The organism is Salinibacterium sp. VpJ6 (genome assembly GCF_059767345.1).
The window spans coordinates 1,469,839-1,483,380 of record NZ_JBSOQL010000001.1; the positions used below are offsets into that span (position 1 = coordinate 1,469,839).

Genomic DNA, 13,542 nt, shown 5'->3' on the forward strand with positions numbered 1-13,542 from the left:
CGCACTGAGAAGAGAGGCTAGAGTCCCCAGTGAAGCGCATCTACGATTGCGGCATGGTCGATGTTCAGATCCGTCCGGCGCGCATAGAAGACGCGCGCGATATCGCCGTCATTCATGTAGAGACGTGGCAAGCAACCTACCGCGGACTACTCCCCCAGCACATTCTCGATGCCATGCAGGTTGACGATCGTACGGCCAGATGGTCTCGATGGATCGAATCGTCACTATCAGGGCGGCCCACCGACGGCGAGTCTGGCCATTCCCATCGACTGCTGCGGGCAGAGGTCGAAGGTCGCGCCGCAGGGTGGGCATCCTTCGGCGGCGGGAGAGAGGACGGAATGACGCATCTCGGGGAGCTCGCAGGACTGTACGTGCACCCCGACTTCTGGTCGCGAAAAGTTGGACATGCACTCCTCCAACGAGTCCAACAGGAACTGCGCACCGAAGGCTGGCAACAGGCCTACCTATGGGTACTGAGCGGCAACAACCGAGCAATCCAGTTTTACGAGAAGCACGATTGGCACGCTGACGGCGAAGAAAAAGTTATTGACGCTGGTCGAGCTGGAACGCTTCACGAGTTGCGTCACATCCGTCAGCTTTAGCAAGCACCAGGTTCACCTTGGCTGCGGGGACCACCTAGGGCAGCAAGTCCAGCATCTGCGGCCGAGCTTTCATAGCGTGAATGATCAGTTCGTTTCCGCTGTCGAAAACGAGAACAACTGTCTCAAGGAGTCGACCCTGCGTGTCGAATCCTAAACGCAGCTGGCGCGCAGGCGAATCATCATCAAGGTCTTCAATCCAGAGCGCCCATGTCGCAGCTTGGATTGAGTCTTCCGACCGAACACCGTGTTTGAGAGCCGAATCGTGAACCTTCACGCGACGTATGAGGTGAGCGCGTCACGGATAGTTTCCGATCGAGACTTGTGTTCGCGCGCTGCGCGGGCGTCGATCGCTGCCAGTTCGTCGGGCGTGAGCCGTAACGCCACGACCTGCGAAGGCTCGGCACCTCGCCCAGGGCGGCCACGACCGCGTTCTTTCAACTTGGCGACGTCATACCCAGTTTCTGCCCCATCAGCCCATGCCGCGATCTGCTCTTCCGTGACGGGCACTCCGTTTATCGACTCACCTGCACTCATGTGTTTAATGTAATACGAAAATTATGGTGCGGCAAGACGCTCCGTCCGGCACCGAGTAGTGCGATCTCGCCACCCACTCTTCTTGCCCCGATCAGGCGAGCCCTCCGGCCTAAGCTGAAGATCGTGATGAATGAAGTCGGCGCTGCGTACTCACTCCGAGCACAGGAATACGTCGAGCGGTTCGGATCAATGGATGCCGTTCATCCGCAAGATCGTCAATTGGTCGCGACTTGGGCTCGCGACATCAAGCCCGGCGGCAGCGCAATCGATGCCGGTTGTGGTCCGGGCCAGTGGACCAACTTCCTCGCCGAGCTGGGGCTAGCGGCACGCGGCATCGACCTGGTGCCCGAGTTCATCGAGCGCGCCCAGCGCAGCTACCCCAACGTGCCTTTCAGCACTGGATCCTTCAACGATCTAGATGTGCCAGACGATTCGGCAGCTGCTGTGCTCGCGTGGTTCTCACTGATCCACCACGAGCCCGCCGACATCCAGCTCCCCCTGCACGAATTTCGGCGCGCGCTGCACCCCGGCGGCACCTTGCTGATTGGTTTCTTCGAGGGCCCCGTTGTTGAGCAGTTCACGCACGCGGTCGCTCCCGCCTACCGATGGTCGGTGGATGCACTCAGTGACGAGTTACGCGCAGCGGGCTTCGACGTCAACGCTTCGCAGGTGAGGCGTTCGCCGGGCGAGCGGCCTCAGGCAGCGATCGTCGCGACCGCCCAACCAGTGGCCAAGAACGGGTCGCGCTGAATAGCAGCGTGGACGCTACGGCGAAGAACTGCGCTGGAGCGGGGGGATCGTTAACAGCAGAATCGGAACGTGTCACCGGCCATCAGGCTTCGTCATACGGGCATTGTTTCGTCGTCCGATTCCGCGGCACGCTTACGGCGGCGTGCGCTTCGAACCATGACGTAGGCGACGAACGACCAGATCGGGACTATCGAGATGAACCCCAACCAGTCGTTGGTGGCCCCACCCTGTATATAGAGGATGTTGAGCCAGACGGCCCACACGATGGACGCAACAAACCACGCCACAGCCCACCATGGCGAGAAGAAGGTTGTGATTCTGTCCCTTGTACTTGTCATCGCTGTCCCCACAAATCAGTTGCCGAAAGCCGGTGCGTGCTGGCGCCGGCCAAATATGAGCAATTTACCACTTAGCGGGATCGCGCCGACCACCTGATTTCGCTCCACGACATTCGCCGCGAAAGAACGCTCGGCGCTACGAGATCTCCCTGGACCTCAAGGCTCAACTAAGTTTGTTCTATGTGGGAACTTGAGAGTGAGGAATTCACGACGGTCAAGAACGCAGAAATCGCACTTCTGTCATCCGCGGTGCGCTCTGACGGTATTCAGCTGGCTTCTCTCCTATCGGAGGACTTTGCGGAGATCGGGCGTTCAGGGCGTCGCTGGACGTACACCGAGACGGTTGCGGCTTTGGAGGACGAGCAATCACGAGCCACCCCGAAGACTTCGGAGTGGCGATTTAACCGCCTGAGCGCGGAGCTTGTTCTGGTGAACTACGTGATCCACGAAGGGGGCCGCGACAGCCGACATTCTTCGCTATGGGAGCTTCGCGGACCGGTGTTGCGTTTCCACCAGGGGACGGTAGTTCCAGCCGAAAATCTGCACTAGCGGAACTACCCACTACCCCATTCCGAGCGGATCGCGCTGAGCGCGTCATCGAGCGTGAGCGAGTTGCTGCGGGCAGCTTTCACGAAGCGAGTGGCGGCACGTTGCACCGCGCTGTTGACGGCTTGGTCGTCACGAACCCGGGTGCCAGTAGCGCGATTTGTTTCGATGAGTCCTGCAGCTTCAAGTTCGGTGTAGGCGCGCGCCACGGTTCCGGTGGCGACGCGCAAGTCTCCCGCAAGCTGACGAATCGAGGGAAGTCGCTGCCCGGCGCCCAGTTCACCCGCTCTGATCTGATCGGTGAGCTGCGACCGAATCTGCTCGAAGGGGGGCACCGGACTTTCGGCATCAACGGTGATCATGCTCGATCCGCCGCGTGCACTGCATCCGCAGAGAATTGCACTCTCAGGCGCAGGGTGAGAGCGGTGGAGGCGGCCGCGGCGAGAAAAACTAGTCCCGAGATTGCCAGCAGCCCACCGAGTACCTGAAGGCTGACACCCATCGCGAATTCTGGTTGCCGGAAGGTGGCGCTAAACGTGTCGCCGATTGCCGTGAACGTTGTCGCTACATTCCGGGTGGCCTGACCCGCGATGAATGCTGTGCCGCCGAAGTAGAGCAGCAGGGCGCTCGTGCTGAGCTTGGTAATCACGAGAGTCGACACCGACCGCCGCTGCCGATCAAGTTCAGCAAGACCTTCGTTCGGCAAAGCGGGCGTAGCCGAGACACGGCTCAGGGCCAGCAGAGTGGAGACCGCGAGAACGACCGTTACCGCGATCAACGGAACACCGTGAAACCACCCCGGATACGGGCTTGCGGTAGAACTCGCGGTTGCATCCGCGACGGTAATAGCGCGCGAGAGACCAGCGTCGTCAACGCTTGAGGTGAGCCCGGTTCCCACGAGGAGTGCGACGAACGCAGCCGCGATAGCCACCGGGAGCACGAATACCCAGCGTGGGCCGAATGACCACGGATACCGCCTGTTGAGTTCCGCACTATTTCGCGCAGGCTGAGCGGTACGCAGCGGTGCGCTCGCAGCGAAGAGCAGCAGCCCTCCGCTTACGGCAAGCCCTGGCGCTATTCCGAACGGGACCCCCAGCAGTTGTGGTTCGGTGATTCCCACGGATGCTATTGCGATAAAGAGGGCAATCGCGAAGGCAACCGAGACGACGGCTCGGCGCTGAGCGTGCCTCGCGACATCCGCTGCCACCTGATTGCGCTGCGCCTGGGCCAGTTCGCCGTTGGAATCTTGTCGATGCCTGGATGCACTGATCAACCGGATGACGAGAGGGACAACAAAAACCGTGGCGATGAAGAGCGCAAGCGCTATGGGTAATGACATCATGGAAGCACCTTTAGTGTACTGCTTAATTGATACACCGGAGATGGGCGGTGTGTCAATCTACTGATACACAGCGAGTGTGGCAGATGCAGAATTGAGAGAATGGTCAGGTGAAGAGACAAAGCAATCCGCGCCGACCGGATGTCACAGCGGTGGAACTCGTCGGTGGCGTTGAACCGCTCGAGATTAAACTGCACGACTATGACGAGCGGTGGCTTGAGCTTTATGGAGACCACCGGCGCCGGATCCTCAGCGCTCTCAAGGCAGTGACCGTCGAGATCGAGCACATCGGTTCCACCTCTGTGCCCGGGCTAGCAGCGAAACCGATTATCGACATCGTCGTCGTCGTGGAGGACATCACCGCCGAGGAGGACTATCTCGACGCTTTGCTCGCTGCAGGGTACGAGTTGCGAACCCGCGAGCCTGGGCACCGCCTCGTGCGTACCCCCGCACGCGACGTTCACGTCCACATCTATGAGCGGGGTGACGTTGCGGTGGTTGAGTACCTCGTGCTGCGAGATTGGCTGCGCTCGAATGTGGAGGATCGCGCTCTTTACGAGAGCACGAAGAGATCGCTGCTCGAAAGCGAGTGGGACGACATGAACGCCTATGCAGACGCTAAAACCGACGTGATTCTCTCGATCACAGCGCGAGCGCGAGCGTCTCCCTCGTAGCGGTAGTGGTGCGCCACTTTCTGAGTGACCTACTCCCGCGAGAACGCCGATGCGCGCTCAACCTGCTCGGGCGTCGGCGTGACCCCGGTGTAGCGAACGAACTGCGCCGCAGCTTGGAGCGCGATGACTTCGGCACCCGTGATGACAGATTTTCCCGCATCCCGAGCCGCTCGGATCAGCGGCGTTTCGGCCGGGAACGCCACCACATCGAACACCGTCTGTGCGGCGCGGATGTGCTCGGGCGTGAACGCGAGTTCTTCGGCTGCGTCGCCCGCCATCCCGAGCGGCGTGACGTGCACGAGCACCGCATGGCCGGGCTGCGGGTCAACGCCCACGGCGCGGTAACCATACTTTGTGGCGATCGCTTCGCCAGCCTCAACGTTGCGGGCAAGCACTGTCACATCAGCGAAACCGGCACCGTGGAAGGCGGCGATGACCGCTTTCGCCATGCCACCGGATCCGCGGACCAGCACCGACACACTCGGGTCTAGCTGGTGGCGTGCAATCAGTTCCGCGACAGCTTCATAGTCGGTGTTGGATGCCGTGAGCACGCCGTCATTGTTCACGATCGTGTTCACCGACTCGATCGCCGCGGCCGAATGCTCGACAATATCCACGAGTTCAAGCACTGCCTCTTTGAACGGCATCGAAACGGAACAACCCCGGATGCCCAGGCCCCGGACTCCGGCGATGGCATCCTCAATGTTGCTCGTCGTGAAGGCTTTGTAGACGAAGTTCAGACCGAGCTCGTCGTACAGGTAGTTGTGAAACCGCGTGCCGATGTTGGAGGGCCGCGCGGCCAGCGAGATGCACAGCGTCATGTCTTTATTGAGGATCGGCATTGACCCATTATGGCCGGGAGGAAAGTTGAGATTAAGCCAGTAACCACACCTGTCGTGCGAGACTGGAGCCATGCGAACTCATGCCGCGCTTCTCGTCGCTCTTTCTCTTCTGCTCAGCGGGTGCAGCATCCTCGGTGTTCAACCCTCCCCCACGACCACTTACACCGACGAGACTGGCACTGAGGTCACCGTCGATTGGGTCAACTATCCCGCGCATGAAGGAAACGACGGAGAGAAGCTGCTTGAGTATGCAGACCAGGCCGAGCTGGAATCCGGCGCACGTGAACTGGTCGAGCAGTTGCGCGTGGCGATTAGCGACTCCTCCGGGCTCACCCTGACATCCAGCGAACCCGAACAGGACTGGTTCGCTGACAAGAACTGGTACCCCCAGTCGGGCAATGGCTACGGTGGAGAATCGATGCTAATTACGGTCAACTGTTGCGATTTCACCTCAGACAGCGTCCCTGAGCCGAACGAGTGGCAGCGGGTTCTCGACGCTGCCAGCCAAATCACGCAGGATGCGGGGCTCGGGAGGTTCGTCCTCGACGATGTACCCGAATGGTGCGCTGGCACCGGAGAAGAGTGCTGGCGGTGGACCGGGACCGCGACCGACGGCGTTCAATGGGTTTTCATTAAGATCGACGATCTTGCGTTAGACCCGACGGGTGATTCGGCGAAGGACGCCGAGGAGTTTGATTGGCCGTTGGCCAGCATTAGCTTCAGCTACGGTGCCACCGTTGTGCGGACCGGGCAGAGCGATAAGTACGCCGATGCCTTCAGCCCGTTCCTCGGCCTGAAGCAGCCCTCGGCTACATCTTCCGACTAAAGAGCATTTCTGGCGGCGGCGATATCAGGGTAGGCCCCGCTATTTTGCCGTCATTTCACAGCCCACGGCGTGAACGACTCTGAGTTGGACTTGCGTGTGGTCTTGCCCCGAGCCGAGATACCCGCCTCTGAATGACAATGCCTGAGCGCACTAGGTCACTAAGCGTCACTCACTTCTTCTCAAGCTGTGCGTCACGAGACGTCGCGCTAATGCCATAGAAGTATCAGCGAGAGCGCATAACTGATACTTCTATGGCATTAGCGGGGGCACGCTACGCAGAAAGCTGGCTGCGCTACGCTCACGCAAGAAGCCAATCATGAACTTAATTCAAGCAATCGGGCAATACCTAGTGTGACTAGCGATAACGAGATCATCCGGAGGTCGTGGGATAACCCTGCGGTCTTTGCTGAGATGTACGACCGCCATGCGACATCCGTCTATCGGTATGCCGCACGGCGAGCGGGCGTTGACACAGCGGATGACATCATGGCCGAAACTTTTCTGGTGGCGTTCGAGCGGCGAAACCGCTTCGATAGCGCCTTCGAGAGCGCTTTGCCGTGGTTGCTCGGAATCGCGACAGTGCTGATTCGCAAGCATCGGGGGTCTGAAGCGCGGTTCTTGCGGGCGGTCGTGGCCTCCGGGCCTCCGGCGACGGTCGTCGAGAATCACGATGATCGCCTCGACGCAGACCTCTCCGTTCGGGCTTTGGCCGGAGCGATTCGCAAGCTGCCTGCTCGCGACCGGGATGCGCTGCTGTTGTATGCGTGGGGCGACCTCGATTATGAGGGCGTTGCACTCGCCTTGAACATTCCCGTCGGGACTGTTCGGTCACGTCTCAATCGCGCGCGGCGAGTGCTGCGCCTATCTGCTGGCATCACGCCAGCACAGGAGGTGGATCGTGGACGAACTTCAACAGCTCCGATCGTTCGGTAAGGACGTCGCGGATCCGTCTGCCGAGGCTCTGAGCCGCGGCCGACGAGGTCTGGTCGAACACATCGGGCAACAACCAGCAATCGCCAGACGGAACCCCAAGAAGCGCATCGCTTTGTTCAGCGGCACTAGCGCTCTCGCCGCTGGCGCCCTCGTTGCCACCCTAGTTTTTACTGACGTTCTGGGGCTTGCTGGCTGGCAAGGCGGAGCGGATGCTGCTGCCGCTTCCGCCTTGGGCAACGCCGCTGCTGCCGCGATCGAGAACTCCGATCCGGTTGTGGGTCCGGGCCAGTATCTGAAGGTTGACACCGAGGCGGTCTTTAGAGCGGGGGTGCAGACCGCGGATTGGGAACATTTTGCGTATCTCGAAACCCAAAACTCCCAAATGTATATTCCTGCCGACCACTCAGACGAGTGGGTTCTCGTAACCGAACCTCGAGCAGCGATCAAGGTCTTCGGTGAGGGTTTCGAAGAGGAAGCGCAGGAGTCTGCCCGGGCAGGCTTCGAGGAAGAGCAAATCAGTCGGGCGCCGTACGGCGGTTTCGACAATTCGAAACCAGGCGACTGGCGACTGGATGAATTGCCACGCGACCCCCAGCGACTGCTCAACTACATCTATCGGATCACCGCAGGCCATGGCGTGAGCGCCGATGGTCAAGCGTTCGACTTCATCTCTACGACGTTGCGCACCGGCGTGGTGCCGGCGGAGCTCCGTGCCGCGCTCTATGGGGCCTTGGCGGGGATTCCCGGGGTTGAAATCACCAATGAGGCAGCCACGCTCAACGGTCGAACCGGAGTAGCCTTCGGCCGCGAAGAAAAAGACGGATTTCTTCATGAAATCATCATCGATCCGGATTCAGGGCTCCTCATTGGTGAGCGCACCGTCCAGCTCTTCGACAGCAAACTTGACCCGATATTGGCGGGAGAAGTTGTCGGGTGGACAGCTGTCACCACAACCGTTGTCGATGAGGCTCCAGCAGGCGGATCACTGTGCGGAAACGGCGGCGAGCCGGTGAACGGCCTCGGCAGCGGTCAGTGCAGTGACCCCAACAGGCCGCGCACTGACTGACTCTTCGCCGCGACCGTGGCCGCGAGCTCGGCGACCACGATCGCACCTAGGATGCTGGGATGAGCACCCTGAACTTTCGCACCGCGACCGGCGACGACATCCCGGCGCTGCTGACGCTCGTCACCTCGGCGTATCGCGGCGAAGAGAGCCGGGCCGGTTGGACGAGCGAAGCTGACCTGATTGAGGGTGCACGCTTGGATGCCGCAGCGCTGGAAGCCGACCTTACTCGACCGCGATCGAGCATCCTGCTCGCCGAGCGCGACGGCCAGCTCGTCGCCTGCGCGCACGTTGCCGATGACCACGGAACAGGGTACTTCGGGATGTTCTCCGTCGACCCGAATCAGCAAGGCGGCGGGGTTGGCAAGCTGGTGCTCGCGGAGGCTGAAGCGTTCGCCGCCCGCGAGTGGGGCGTGAGCGTGATGCAAATGACGGTGATCGATGTGCGCGAAGAGCTCATCGCCTTCTACGAACGCCGCGGGTATGTGCGCACGGGCATCACGAAGCCTTTTCCCTACGGCGAAGAGCGGTTCGGAATCCCCCAGCGTGACGACCTGCAGTTCGAGGTTCTGGAGAAGACGCTCGAGTCGGCTGGGCAACATCCGGAGTCGAATGACGCGACGGCTTCACCTCGTGAGGGTGTCACTCAGTGAAGCGCGCCATCGTCTGGTTTTCCATCGTCGGCAGCCTCGGGCTGATCACCGCCGTCGTGCTGACTGCGATCGAAGGCGTGAACTATCGCCTCCGCGAAGAGCAAGGGCTCGACCCGATCGGGGCCGCGGACTGGGTCGCCGCTGCGACCGTTGCAGGGTTCGCGCTCTTCGCCATTTCAGTGGTCGCGCTGATAGCCCTCGCCATCAGCTCCGGCCAGAAACCGATCGACGAAATCCCCGAATAGTTGCATAGGATGCGCTTCGGAGACACCCGCAACTACGAGGTGGGGCCCTCCGAGTCGCACTGCGGCTCGAGGGTGGACTTGATCTTGCGACTGACCGAAGCCAGAGCATCCTGCTCCTGGGGGGTCAGCACGTCAAAGAAGTGCGTGCGCACAAACTCGGTATAGCCGGATGATGCCTGCCGCACGGCTTCGAGACCCGCGGCGGTGATCTGCACGTCTAGTCCGCGAGCATCCGAGGGGCAGCTTGTGCGCTCAAGGAGGCCGCGGGCTTCCATCCGCTTGAGCAGATGAGAGAGTCGGCTGCGATCCCAACCCAGGGCCAATCCGAGGTCGCGGGCACGAACGAGAGTGTCCGATTGTTCGGCGTGCTCGGCGAGAGCCGTGAGCACCGCGTGCTCCGGGTCGGAGAGCTGTGCATCCTGCACCAGCTGCTTATCGAGAGACGAAACCAGCTGCTGCGTTGCGCTCACAAAACCGCGCCACACGGCGTTTTCGCGGTCATCCATTTCTCGCGTGTTCGTCACCACAGCCTCTTTTCATCACTCGCAAGATTTAGTTTGACACTTTATTGTTGATATGACAACATCTTTAGTGACACGTCAACAAAACTCGTCCTAAGGGGATACAGCATGACCAAGATTGCGATCATCACGGGCGCCAGCCGCCCGGGCAGCGTCAACCAGTCCGTAGCCGAATGGGTTCTCGCCCAGGTTTCGACCCGCGACGACGCTGAATTCGAACTCGTCAACATCGCCGACTTCGACCTTCCGATGCTCGACGAGCCCTACCCCGCGGCGTACCAGAACTACCAAAACGACCACACCAAGGCGTGGTCAGCCAAGATCAGCGAGTTCGACGGCTTCATCTTCGTAGCCCATGAGTACAACCACAGCGCAGGCCCCGTTATCGTCAACGCTCTCTCGTATTTGAACGCCGAGTTCAACAACAAGGCCGCTGGCTTCGTCTCCTACGGCTCGATGGGCGGCGTTCGCGCCGTCGAGCACCTGCGCGGAGTGCTCTCTGAACTTCAGGTTGCTCACGTGCAGCGCTCCGTCATGTTCTCGCTGTTCACCGACTTCGAAAACTTCAGCGTCTTCGCACCGACCGAGCAGAACGCCGGCACGCTCGCCCCGATGGTCGACCAGCTCACCGCCTGGACGCGCGGAATGGCAGCCGTACGCACCGAGCAGCTGGCCACCGCCGCCGCCTAAGCTCACGCACACCCCCTCAAACGGCTTTCCGGGATAACCGGGAGGCCGTTTGTGCGTTCGGGTTCGCGGCCGGACGTTGCGGTCGGCCATCGCAGCCGCTCATGGCTGCCAACCATCGCGACCGGCCATAGCCGTCGACGACGGATGCCGGCTATCGCTACGTCGAACTACTCCGCGATGATCTCCAGCGCGACGCCCTCACACGCAGTGCGCGCGAGTTCGGCGAGTGCTCCGGCACGCACGGCATCGCCTGTAGCGTGACGCGCATCCGTCGAGATAACGACGCGGCCAACGCTGTTGACGAGGGTCACTTTGTCGCCGAGTTCGGCAAGCTTCGGCAGCAACTGTCGCTCGACCGAATCGATCAGCAAATCGAGGCCGGCAACGCCGACAAACGTGCCGTCGATGTGCACGGGAGCGGCGATCGTGATCGTGTATTCGTCGCTGCAGAGGTAGTCGACATAGGGCCCGGCAACGTGGCCGCGGCCGGTCTCCATCGGCACGCGGAACCACTCAAGCTCGCTGTAATCGATGTGCTCCTTATTCACCGATTGCGCGGCCAAAAGCAGGCGTTTGGGGTCATCGCCCTGCCACCACGAGAGGTGGTTTCGCTCATCCGTCAGCAGCCCAACGGCGGCGATAAATCCGGCACCGTAGATGTGAACATCGGGCAGCGACACCGTCGCGAGAGCGTGTGGTTCGACCAGCGCATCAAGCTGCTGAGACGAGAGCGGGCTGAGGTTTCCGGATGCCGCGAGTTCGGTGCCGAGCAGGGCTGCGGTGGCTTCGAGGCTGGCAATCGGGGCGCTGAAATACTGCGAGACGATGGCCGCCGCGCGAGCTGCTGTGCTCGTGCTCGTTGCTGTCGTCATCGCTGCGCCGCGCTCTGGCTGGTGATCATCGGGTGCCGCCTACTCTGACTGATCCTGTTCGTGGCATCCTATGCACCAGATGCCCCGCACCGCTAGTTCAGCGTGATTGGGACTGTAGATCGATGAGGGCGTTGATCACGGCATCCACCATGCGTTCGGTGGCCGCAACGGCTTCGTGGTCATCGCCGGCTTCAACGGCATCCACCACACTGGCCAGCAGCACCGGTTGAGCCCGACGGGATGTCTCATCCACGTCGATCAGGCGAAGCATCGGCGACATTTCGGCCTGCAATCGCATCTGTTCTCGGGTGAGGCGAGCCGATTGGCTGAGCGCGACGAGTTCAATCTGCGCGTCGTCGAGGGTGCTGCGCCACTGCTCAAGGTCTGATTCATCGAGTCGCCCCAGGCGCGAGCGCACTTGCTGCACCTCGGAGGGCACCGCTCGGCGCGCAGCCAAGCGAACGCAGGCAGCCGTGATGGCGGCATAGTGGGCGCCCAAATCACGCAGGGCGACGCGGGATGTTGCCGCCAAGGCGGTGCGCGCGTGAGCTACCGGATCGGCTGAGTCCGCCACGAAGCTGCCGCCATTGCGACCGCGACGAGTCACCACGAGGCCCTGGCTGCGCAAAGCCAACAGGGATTCGCGCACGGTTGTCGGCGCTACGCCGAAGCTTCGAGCGAGGTCGTTTTCGGAGGGAAGACGCTCCCCTGCCCGCAGATGGCCGCCCGTAATGGCACTGGCGAGACGGCGTTCCACGAGTTCGGCGCGACCGGCATCACCGATCGACTGAAAGAGCGCACCCTGCAAGCGGCCAGGCCTCGAGGCATCGCGAGAGCGTGCGGTGTCATCGGCGACCACCGCACTTTTTCGCGGCGCGTCTGCCGAGTCGGTCGAGTGCATTACTCAATTCTCGCACCGATCACCTGAGCCGTTGCCCTTTTGTGACGATTTGGACACACGCTTGAAATATGAACTCTGGTTCTATAGGTTTACTCTCACTCAGAGATCACCGTCGTTCCAAGGAGTCCTTCGTGCACGCGTCCGCTCAGCAAGCCCCGTCCGAAACGGATTCCACTCCCGCGCCCGGTGCCGTCAGCCTCGCCGGTGTTTCCAAGACCTTCGGTGACTTCACCGCCGTCGAAGCCCTCGACCTCGACGTGAAGCCCGGCGAGTTTCTCTCGATGCTCGGCCCGTCCGGTTCGGGCAAGACCACCGTGCTGCGGATGATCGCTGGCTTCGAGAACGTCACGAGCGGCAGCATCCACCTCAGCGGTGTCGATGTCACTCAGGTTCCTCCCCACGCCCGCCAGGTCAACACGGTCTTTCAGGATTACGCGCTGTTCCCGCACTTCACGATCGCCGAGAACGTGGGCTACGGCCTGCGCGTTGCCGGCGTCAGCCGCGCCGAACGGGCAACCCAGGTCGGCGTCGCGCTCGAGCAGGTTCGCCTCTCGGCCGTGGCCGACCGCCTGCCCCACCAACTTTCAGGTGGCCAACGTCAGCGCATCGCCCTGGCTCGCGCGCTCATCCTGCGCCCGCAAGTGTTGCTGCTCGATGAGCCACTCGGTGCGCTCGACAAGCAACTGCGCGAAGAAATGCAGATCGAGCTCAAGCAAATTCAGCGCGAAGTCGGCATCACATTCATCTTCGTCACCCACGACCAAGAAGAAGCCCTCACTCTGAGCGACCGCGTCGCCGTCTTCAACAACGGCCGCGTCGAGCAGGTCGGCACCGCCCGCGAAGTCTACGAATTCCCCGCCACCGAATTCGTCGCGAAGTTCCTTGGACTCTCCAACCTCATCCCTGCCGAGCTCTCTGCGGATGGCGTGCAATCGAGCGTGCGCCCCGAGCGTGTGCGCCTGCTCACCGCCGACACCGCGGCGAGCGCCGGAACCGTCTCCCTGCTCGGCACGGTCTCAGAAACCGTGTACACCGGACCGACCACGCGCTTTCTCGTCGACACCGAATCGGGTGTTCGCGTGATTGCCGAACGCGCCAACGACCATCACCCCTCTGCCGAGTCCGCTTTCGGGCGTGGCGACCGGGTGCGCGTCGAATGGACCACCGATCACGCCTCGCAGATCGGCTAACAGATCACCCCTGCAATACCGGC

At 61.5% G+C, this 13,542-nt stretch carries 20 protein-coding genes; 11 read left to right on the plus strand and 9 right to left on the minus strand.

Annotated elements, in window-relative coordinates:
* Positions 1-53: 53 nt before the first annotated feature.
* Positions 54-602 carry a GNAT family N-acetyltransferase gene (locus ACWTV1_RS07155; RefSeq protein ID WP_498504696.1) on the plus strand — a complete coding sequence of 183 codons (549 nt, stop codon included), beginning with the start codon at positions 54-56 and terminating at the stop codon, positions 600-602.
* A gap of 34 nt (positions 603-636) precedes the next feature.
* Here ACWTV1_RS07155 and ACWTV1_RS07160 read toward each other — a convergent pair whose 3' ends face one another.
* Both ACWTV1_RS07160 and ACWTV1_RS07165 read right to left on the minus strand, forming a co-directional pair.
* Positions 637-876, minus strand: a complete 240-nt coding sequence (locus ACWTV1_RS07160) for a toxin (protein WP_498504697.1) — start codon at positions 874-876, stop codon at positions 637-639.
* A complete protein-coding gene (locus ACWTV1_RS07165; RefSeq protein ID WP_498504698.1) occupies positions 873-1,136 on the minus strand; it encodes a ribbon-helix-helix domain-containing protein in 264 nt (87 codons plus the stop codon). Before ACWTV1_RS07165 ends, ACWTV1_RS07160 begins: the two co-directional genes overlap by 4 nt.
* Positions 1,137-1,262: 126 nt before the next feature.
* On the opposite strand from ACWTV1_RS07165, the gene ACWTV1_RS07170 reads away from it, so the two are divergent.
* A complete protein-coding gene (locus ACWTV1_RS07170) occupies positions 1,263-1,886 on the plus strand; it encodes a class I SAM-dependent methyltransferase (RefSeq protein ID WP_498505045.1) in 624 nt (207 codons plus the stop codon).
* A 92-nt stretch (positions 1,887-1,978) separates the two neighbouring features.
* On the opposite strand, the gene ACWTV1_RS07175 is transcribed toward ACWTV1_RS07170, so the two are convergent.
* On the minus strand, positions 1,979-2,224 hold the full coding sequence (locus ACWTV1_RS07175) for a hypothetical protein (RefSeq protein WP_498504699.1): 246 nt from the start codon (positions 2,222-2,224) through the stop codon (positions 1,979-1,981).
* Between the two features lie 180 nt (positions 2,225-2,404).
* On the opposite strand from ACWTV1_RS07175, the gene ACWTV1_RS07180 reads away from it, so the two are divergent.
* On the plus strand, positions 2,405-2,773 hold the full coding sequence (locus ACWTV1_RS07180) for a nuclear transport factor 2 family protein (RefSeq protein ID WP_498504700.1): 369 nt from the start codon (positions 2,405-2,407) through the stop codon (positions 2,771-2,773).
* 5 nt (positions 2,774-2,778) lie between these two features.
* On the opposite strand, the gene ACWTV1_RS07185 is transcribed toward ACWTV1_RS07180, so the two are convergent.
* Both ACWTV1_RS07185 and ACWTV1_RS07190 read right to left on the minus strand, forming a co-directional pair.
* Entirely contained in the window at positions 2,779-3,132 is a 354-nt protein-coding gene (locus ACWTV1_RS07185; RefSeq protein WP_498504701.1) for a GntR family transcriptional regulator, read from the minus strand.
* A complete protein-coding gene (locus ACWTV1_RS07190) occupies positions 3,129-4,109 on the minus strand; it encodes a hypothetical protein (RefSeq protein ID WP_498504702.1) in 981 nt (326 codons plus the stop codon). Before ACWTV1_RS07190 ends, ACWTV1_RS07185 begins: the two co-directional genes overlap by 4 nt.
* A 110-nt stretch (positions 4,110-4,219) precedes the next feature.
* On the opposite strand from ACWTV1_RS07190, the gene ACWTV1_RS07195 reads away from it, so the two are divergent.
* Complete coding sequence (locus ACWTV1_RS07195; protein WP_498504703.1) at positions 4,220-4,783, plus strand: GrpB family protein; 564 nt, start codon at positions 4,220-4,222, stop codon at positions 4,781-4,783.
* Positions 4,784-4,812: 29 nt separating this feature from the next.
* On the opposite strand, the gene ACWTV1_RS07200 is transcribed toward ACWTV1_RS07195, so the two are convergent.
* Entirely contained in the window at positions 4,813-5,625 is an 813-nt protein-coding gene (locus ACWTV1_RS07200) for a shikimate 5-dehydrogenase (RefSeq protein ID WP_498504704.1), read from the minus strand.
* Positions 5,626-5,695: 70 nt separating this feature from the next.
* Between ACWTV1_RS07200 and ACWTV1_RS07205 the strand changes: the two genes are divergently transcribed.
* The 5 genes from ACWTV1_RS07205 (at position 5,696) to ACWTV1_RS07225 (ending at position 9,345) form a co-directional block, all read left to right on the plus strand.
* Complete coding sequence (locus ACWTV1_RS07205; RefSeq protein ID WP_498504705.1) at positions 5,696-6,451, plus strand: hypothetical protein; 756 nt, start codon at positions 5,696-5,698, stop codon at positions 6,449-6,451.
* Between the two features lie 351 nt (positions 6,452-6,802).
* Positions 6,803-7,384 (plus strand): RNA polymerase sigma factor, encoded by a 582-nt coding sequence (locus ACWTV1_RS07210; protein ID WP_498504706.1) that lies wholly within the window; start codon positions 6,803-6,805, stop codon positions 7,382-7,384.
* A complete protein-coding gene (locus ACWTV1_RS07215; protein ID WP_498504707.1) occupies positions 7,350-8,450 on the plus strand; it encodes a CU044_5270 family protein in 1,101 nt (366 codons plus the stop codon). Before ACWTV1_RS07210 ends, ACWTV1_RS07215 begins: the two co-directional genes overlap by 35 nt.
* A gap of 59 nt (positions 8,451-8,509) precedes the next feature.
* Entirely contained in the window at positions 8,510-9,100 is a 591-nt protein-coding gene (locus ACWTV1_RS07220) for a GNAT family N-acetyltransferase (protein WP_498504708.1), read from the plus strand.
* The gene (locus ACWTV1_RS07225) at positions 9,097-9,345 is read left to right on the plus strand and encodes a hypothetical protein (RefSeq protein ID WP_498504709.1); all 249 of its coding nucleotides are present in this window, start codon (positions 9,097-9,099) and stop codon (positions 9,343-9,345) included. The genes ACWTV1_RS07220 and ACWTV1_RS07225 overlap by 4 nt, the downstream gene beginning before the upstream one ends.
* A 32-nt stretch (positions 9,346-9,377) precedes the next feature.
* Here ACWTV1_RS07225 and ACWTV1_RS07230 read toward each other — a convergent pair whose 3' ends face one another.
* Positions 9,378-9,869 carry a MarR family winged helix-turn-helix transcriptional regulator gene (locus tag ACWTV1_RS07230; protein WP_498504710.1) on the minus strand — a complete coding sequence of 164 codons (492 nt, stop codon included), beginning with the start codon at positions 9,867-9,869 and terminating at the stop codon, positions 9,378-9,380.
* A gap of 105 nt (positions 9,870-9,974) precedes the next feature.
* Between ACWTV1_RS07230 and ACWTV1_RS07235 the strand changes: the two genes are divergently transcribed.
* Positions 9,975-10,556: an NADPH-dependent FMN reductase gene (locus ACWTV1_RS07235; protein ID WP_498504711.1), complete on the plus strand. Its 582-nt coding sequence runs from the start codon at positions 9,975-9,977 to the stop codon at positions 10,554-10,556.
* 167 nt (positions 10,557-10,723) lie between these two features.
* Here the strand turns inward: ACWTV1_RS07235 and ACWTV1_RS07240 are convergent, their stop codons facing one another.
* Both ACWTV1_RS07240 and ACWTV1_RS07245 read right to left on the minus strand, forming a co-directional pair.
* Entirely contained in the window at positions 10,724-11,428 is a 705-nt protein-coding gene (locus tag ACWTV1_RS07240) for a cache domain-containing protein (RefSeq protein ID WP_498504712.1), read from the minus strand.
* A gap of 97 nt (positions 11,429-11,525) precedes the next feature.
* Positions 11,526-12,329, minus strand: a complete 804-nt coding sequence (locus ACWTV1_RS07245; protein ID WP_498504713.1) for a FadR/GntR family transcriptional regulator — start codon at positions 12,327-12,329, stop codon at positions 11,526-11,528.
* Between the two features lie 131 nt (positions 12,330-12,460).
* Between ACWTV1_RS07245 and ACWTV1_RS07250 the strand changes: the two genes are divergently transcribed.
* Entirely contained in the window at positions 12,461-13,519 is a 1,059-nt protein-coding gene (locus tag ACWTV1_RS07250) for an ABC transporter ATP-binding protein (RefSeq protein WP_100387946.1), read from the plus strand.
* Positions 13,520-13,542: the final 23 nt, after the last annotated feature.

What these genes read in the sequence shown, in the direction of transcription:
- ACWTV1_RS07165 (WP_498504698.1), bottom strand. Translation starts at nt 1,136, where the DNA reads ATGAGTGCAGGTGAGTCGATAAACGGAGTGCCCGTCACGGAAGAGCAG.
- ACWTV1_RS07220 (WP_498504708.1), top strand. Translation starts at nt 8,510, where the DNA reads ATGAGCACCCTGAACTTTCGCACCGCGACCGGCGACGACATCCCGGCG.
- ACWTV1_RS07185 (WP_498504701.1), bottom strand. Translation starts at nt 3,132, where the DNA reads ATGATCACCGTTGATGCCGAAAGTCCGGTGCCCCCCTTCGAGCAGATT.
- ACWTV1_RS07170 (WP_498505045.1), top strand. Translation starts at nt 1,263, where the DNA reads ATGAATGAAGTCGGCGCTGCGTACTCACTCCGAGCACAGGAATACGTC.
- ACWTV1_RS07190 (WP_498504702.1), bottom strand. Translation starts at nt 4,109, where the DNA reads ATGTCATTACCCATAGCGCTTGCGCTCTTCATCGCCACGGTTTTTGTT.
- ACWTV1_RS07180 (WP_498504700.1), top strand. Translation starts at nt 2,405, where the DNA reads ATGTGGGAACTTGAGAGTGAGGAATTCACGACGGTCAAGAACGCAGAA.
- ACWTV1_RS07235 (WP_498504711.1), top strand. Translation starts at nt 9,975, where the DNA reads ATGACCAAGATTGCGATCATCACGGGCGCCAGCCGCCCGGGCAGCGTC.
- ACWTV1_RS07245 (WP_498504713.1), bottom strand. Translation starts at nt 12,329, where the DNA reads ATGCACTCGACCGACTCGGCAGACGCGCCGCGAAAAAGTGCGGTGGTC.
- ACWTV1_RS07175 (WP_498504699.1), bottom strand. Translation starts at nt 2,224, where the DNA reads ATGACAAGTACAAGGGACAGAATCACAACCTTCTTCTCGCCATGGTGG.
- ACWTV1_RS07205 (WP_498504705.1), top strand. Translation starts at nt 5,696, where the DNA reads ATGCGAACTCATGCCGCGCTTCTCGTCGCTCTTTCTCTTCTGCTCAGC.
- ACWTV1_RS07240 (WP_498504712.1), bottom strand. Translation starts at nt 11,428, where the DNA reads ATGACGACAGCAACGAGCACGAGCACAGCAGCTCGCGCGGCGGCCATC.
- ACWTV1_RS07155 (WP_498504696.1), top strand. Translation starts at nt 54, where the DNA reads ATGGTCGATGTTCAGATCCGTCCGGCGCGCATAGAAGACGCGCGCGAT.
- ACWTV1_RS07200 (WP_498504704.1), bottom strand. Translation starts at nt 5,625, where the DNA reads ATGCCGATCCTCAATAAAGACATGACGCTGTGCATCTCGCTGGCCGCG.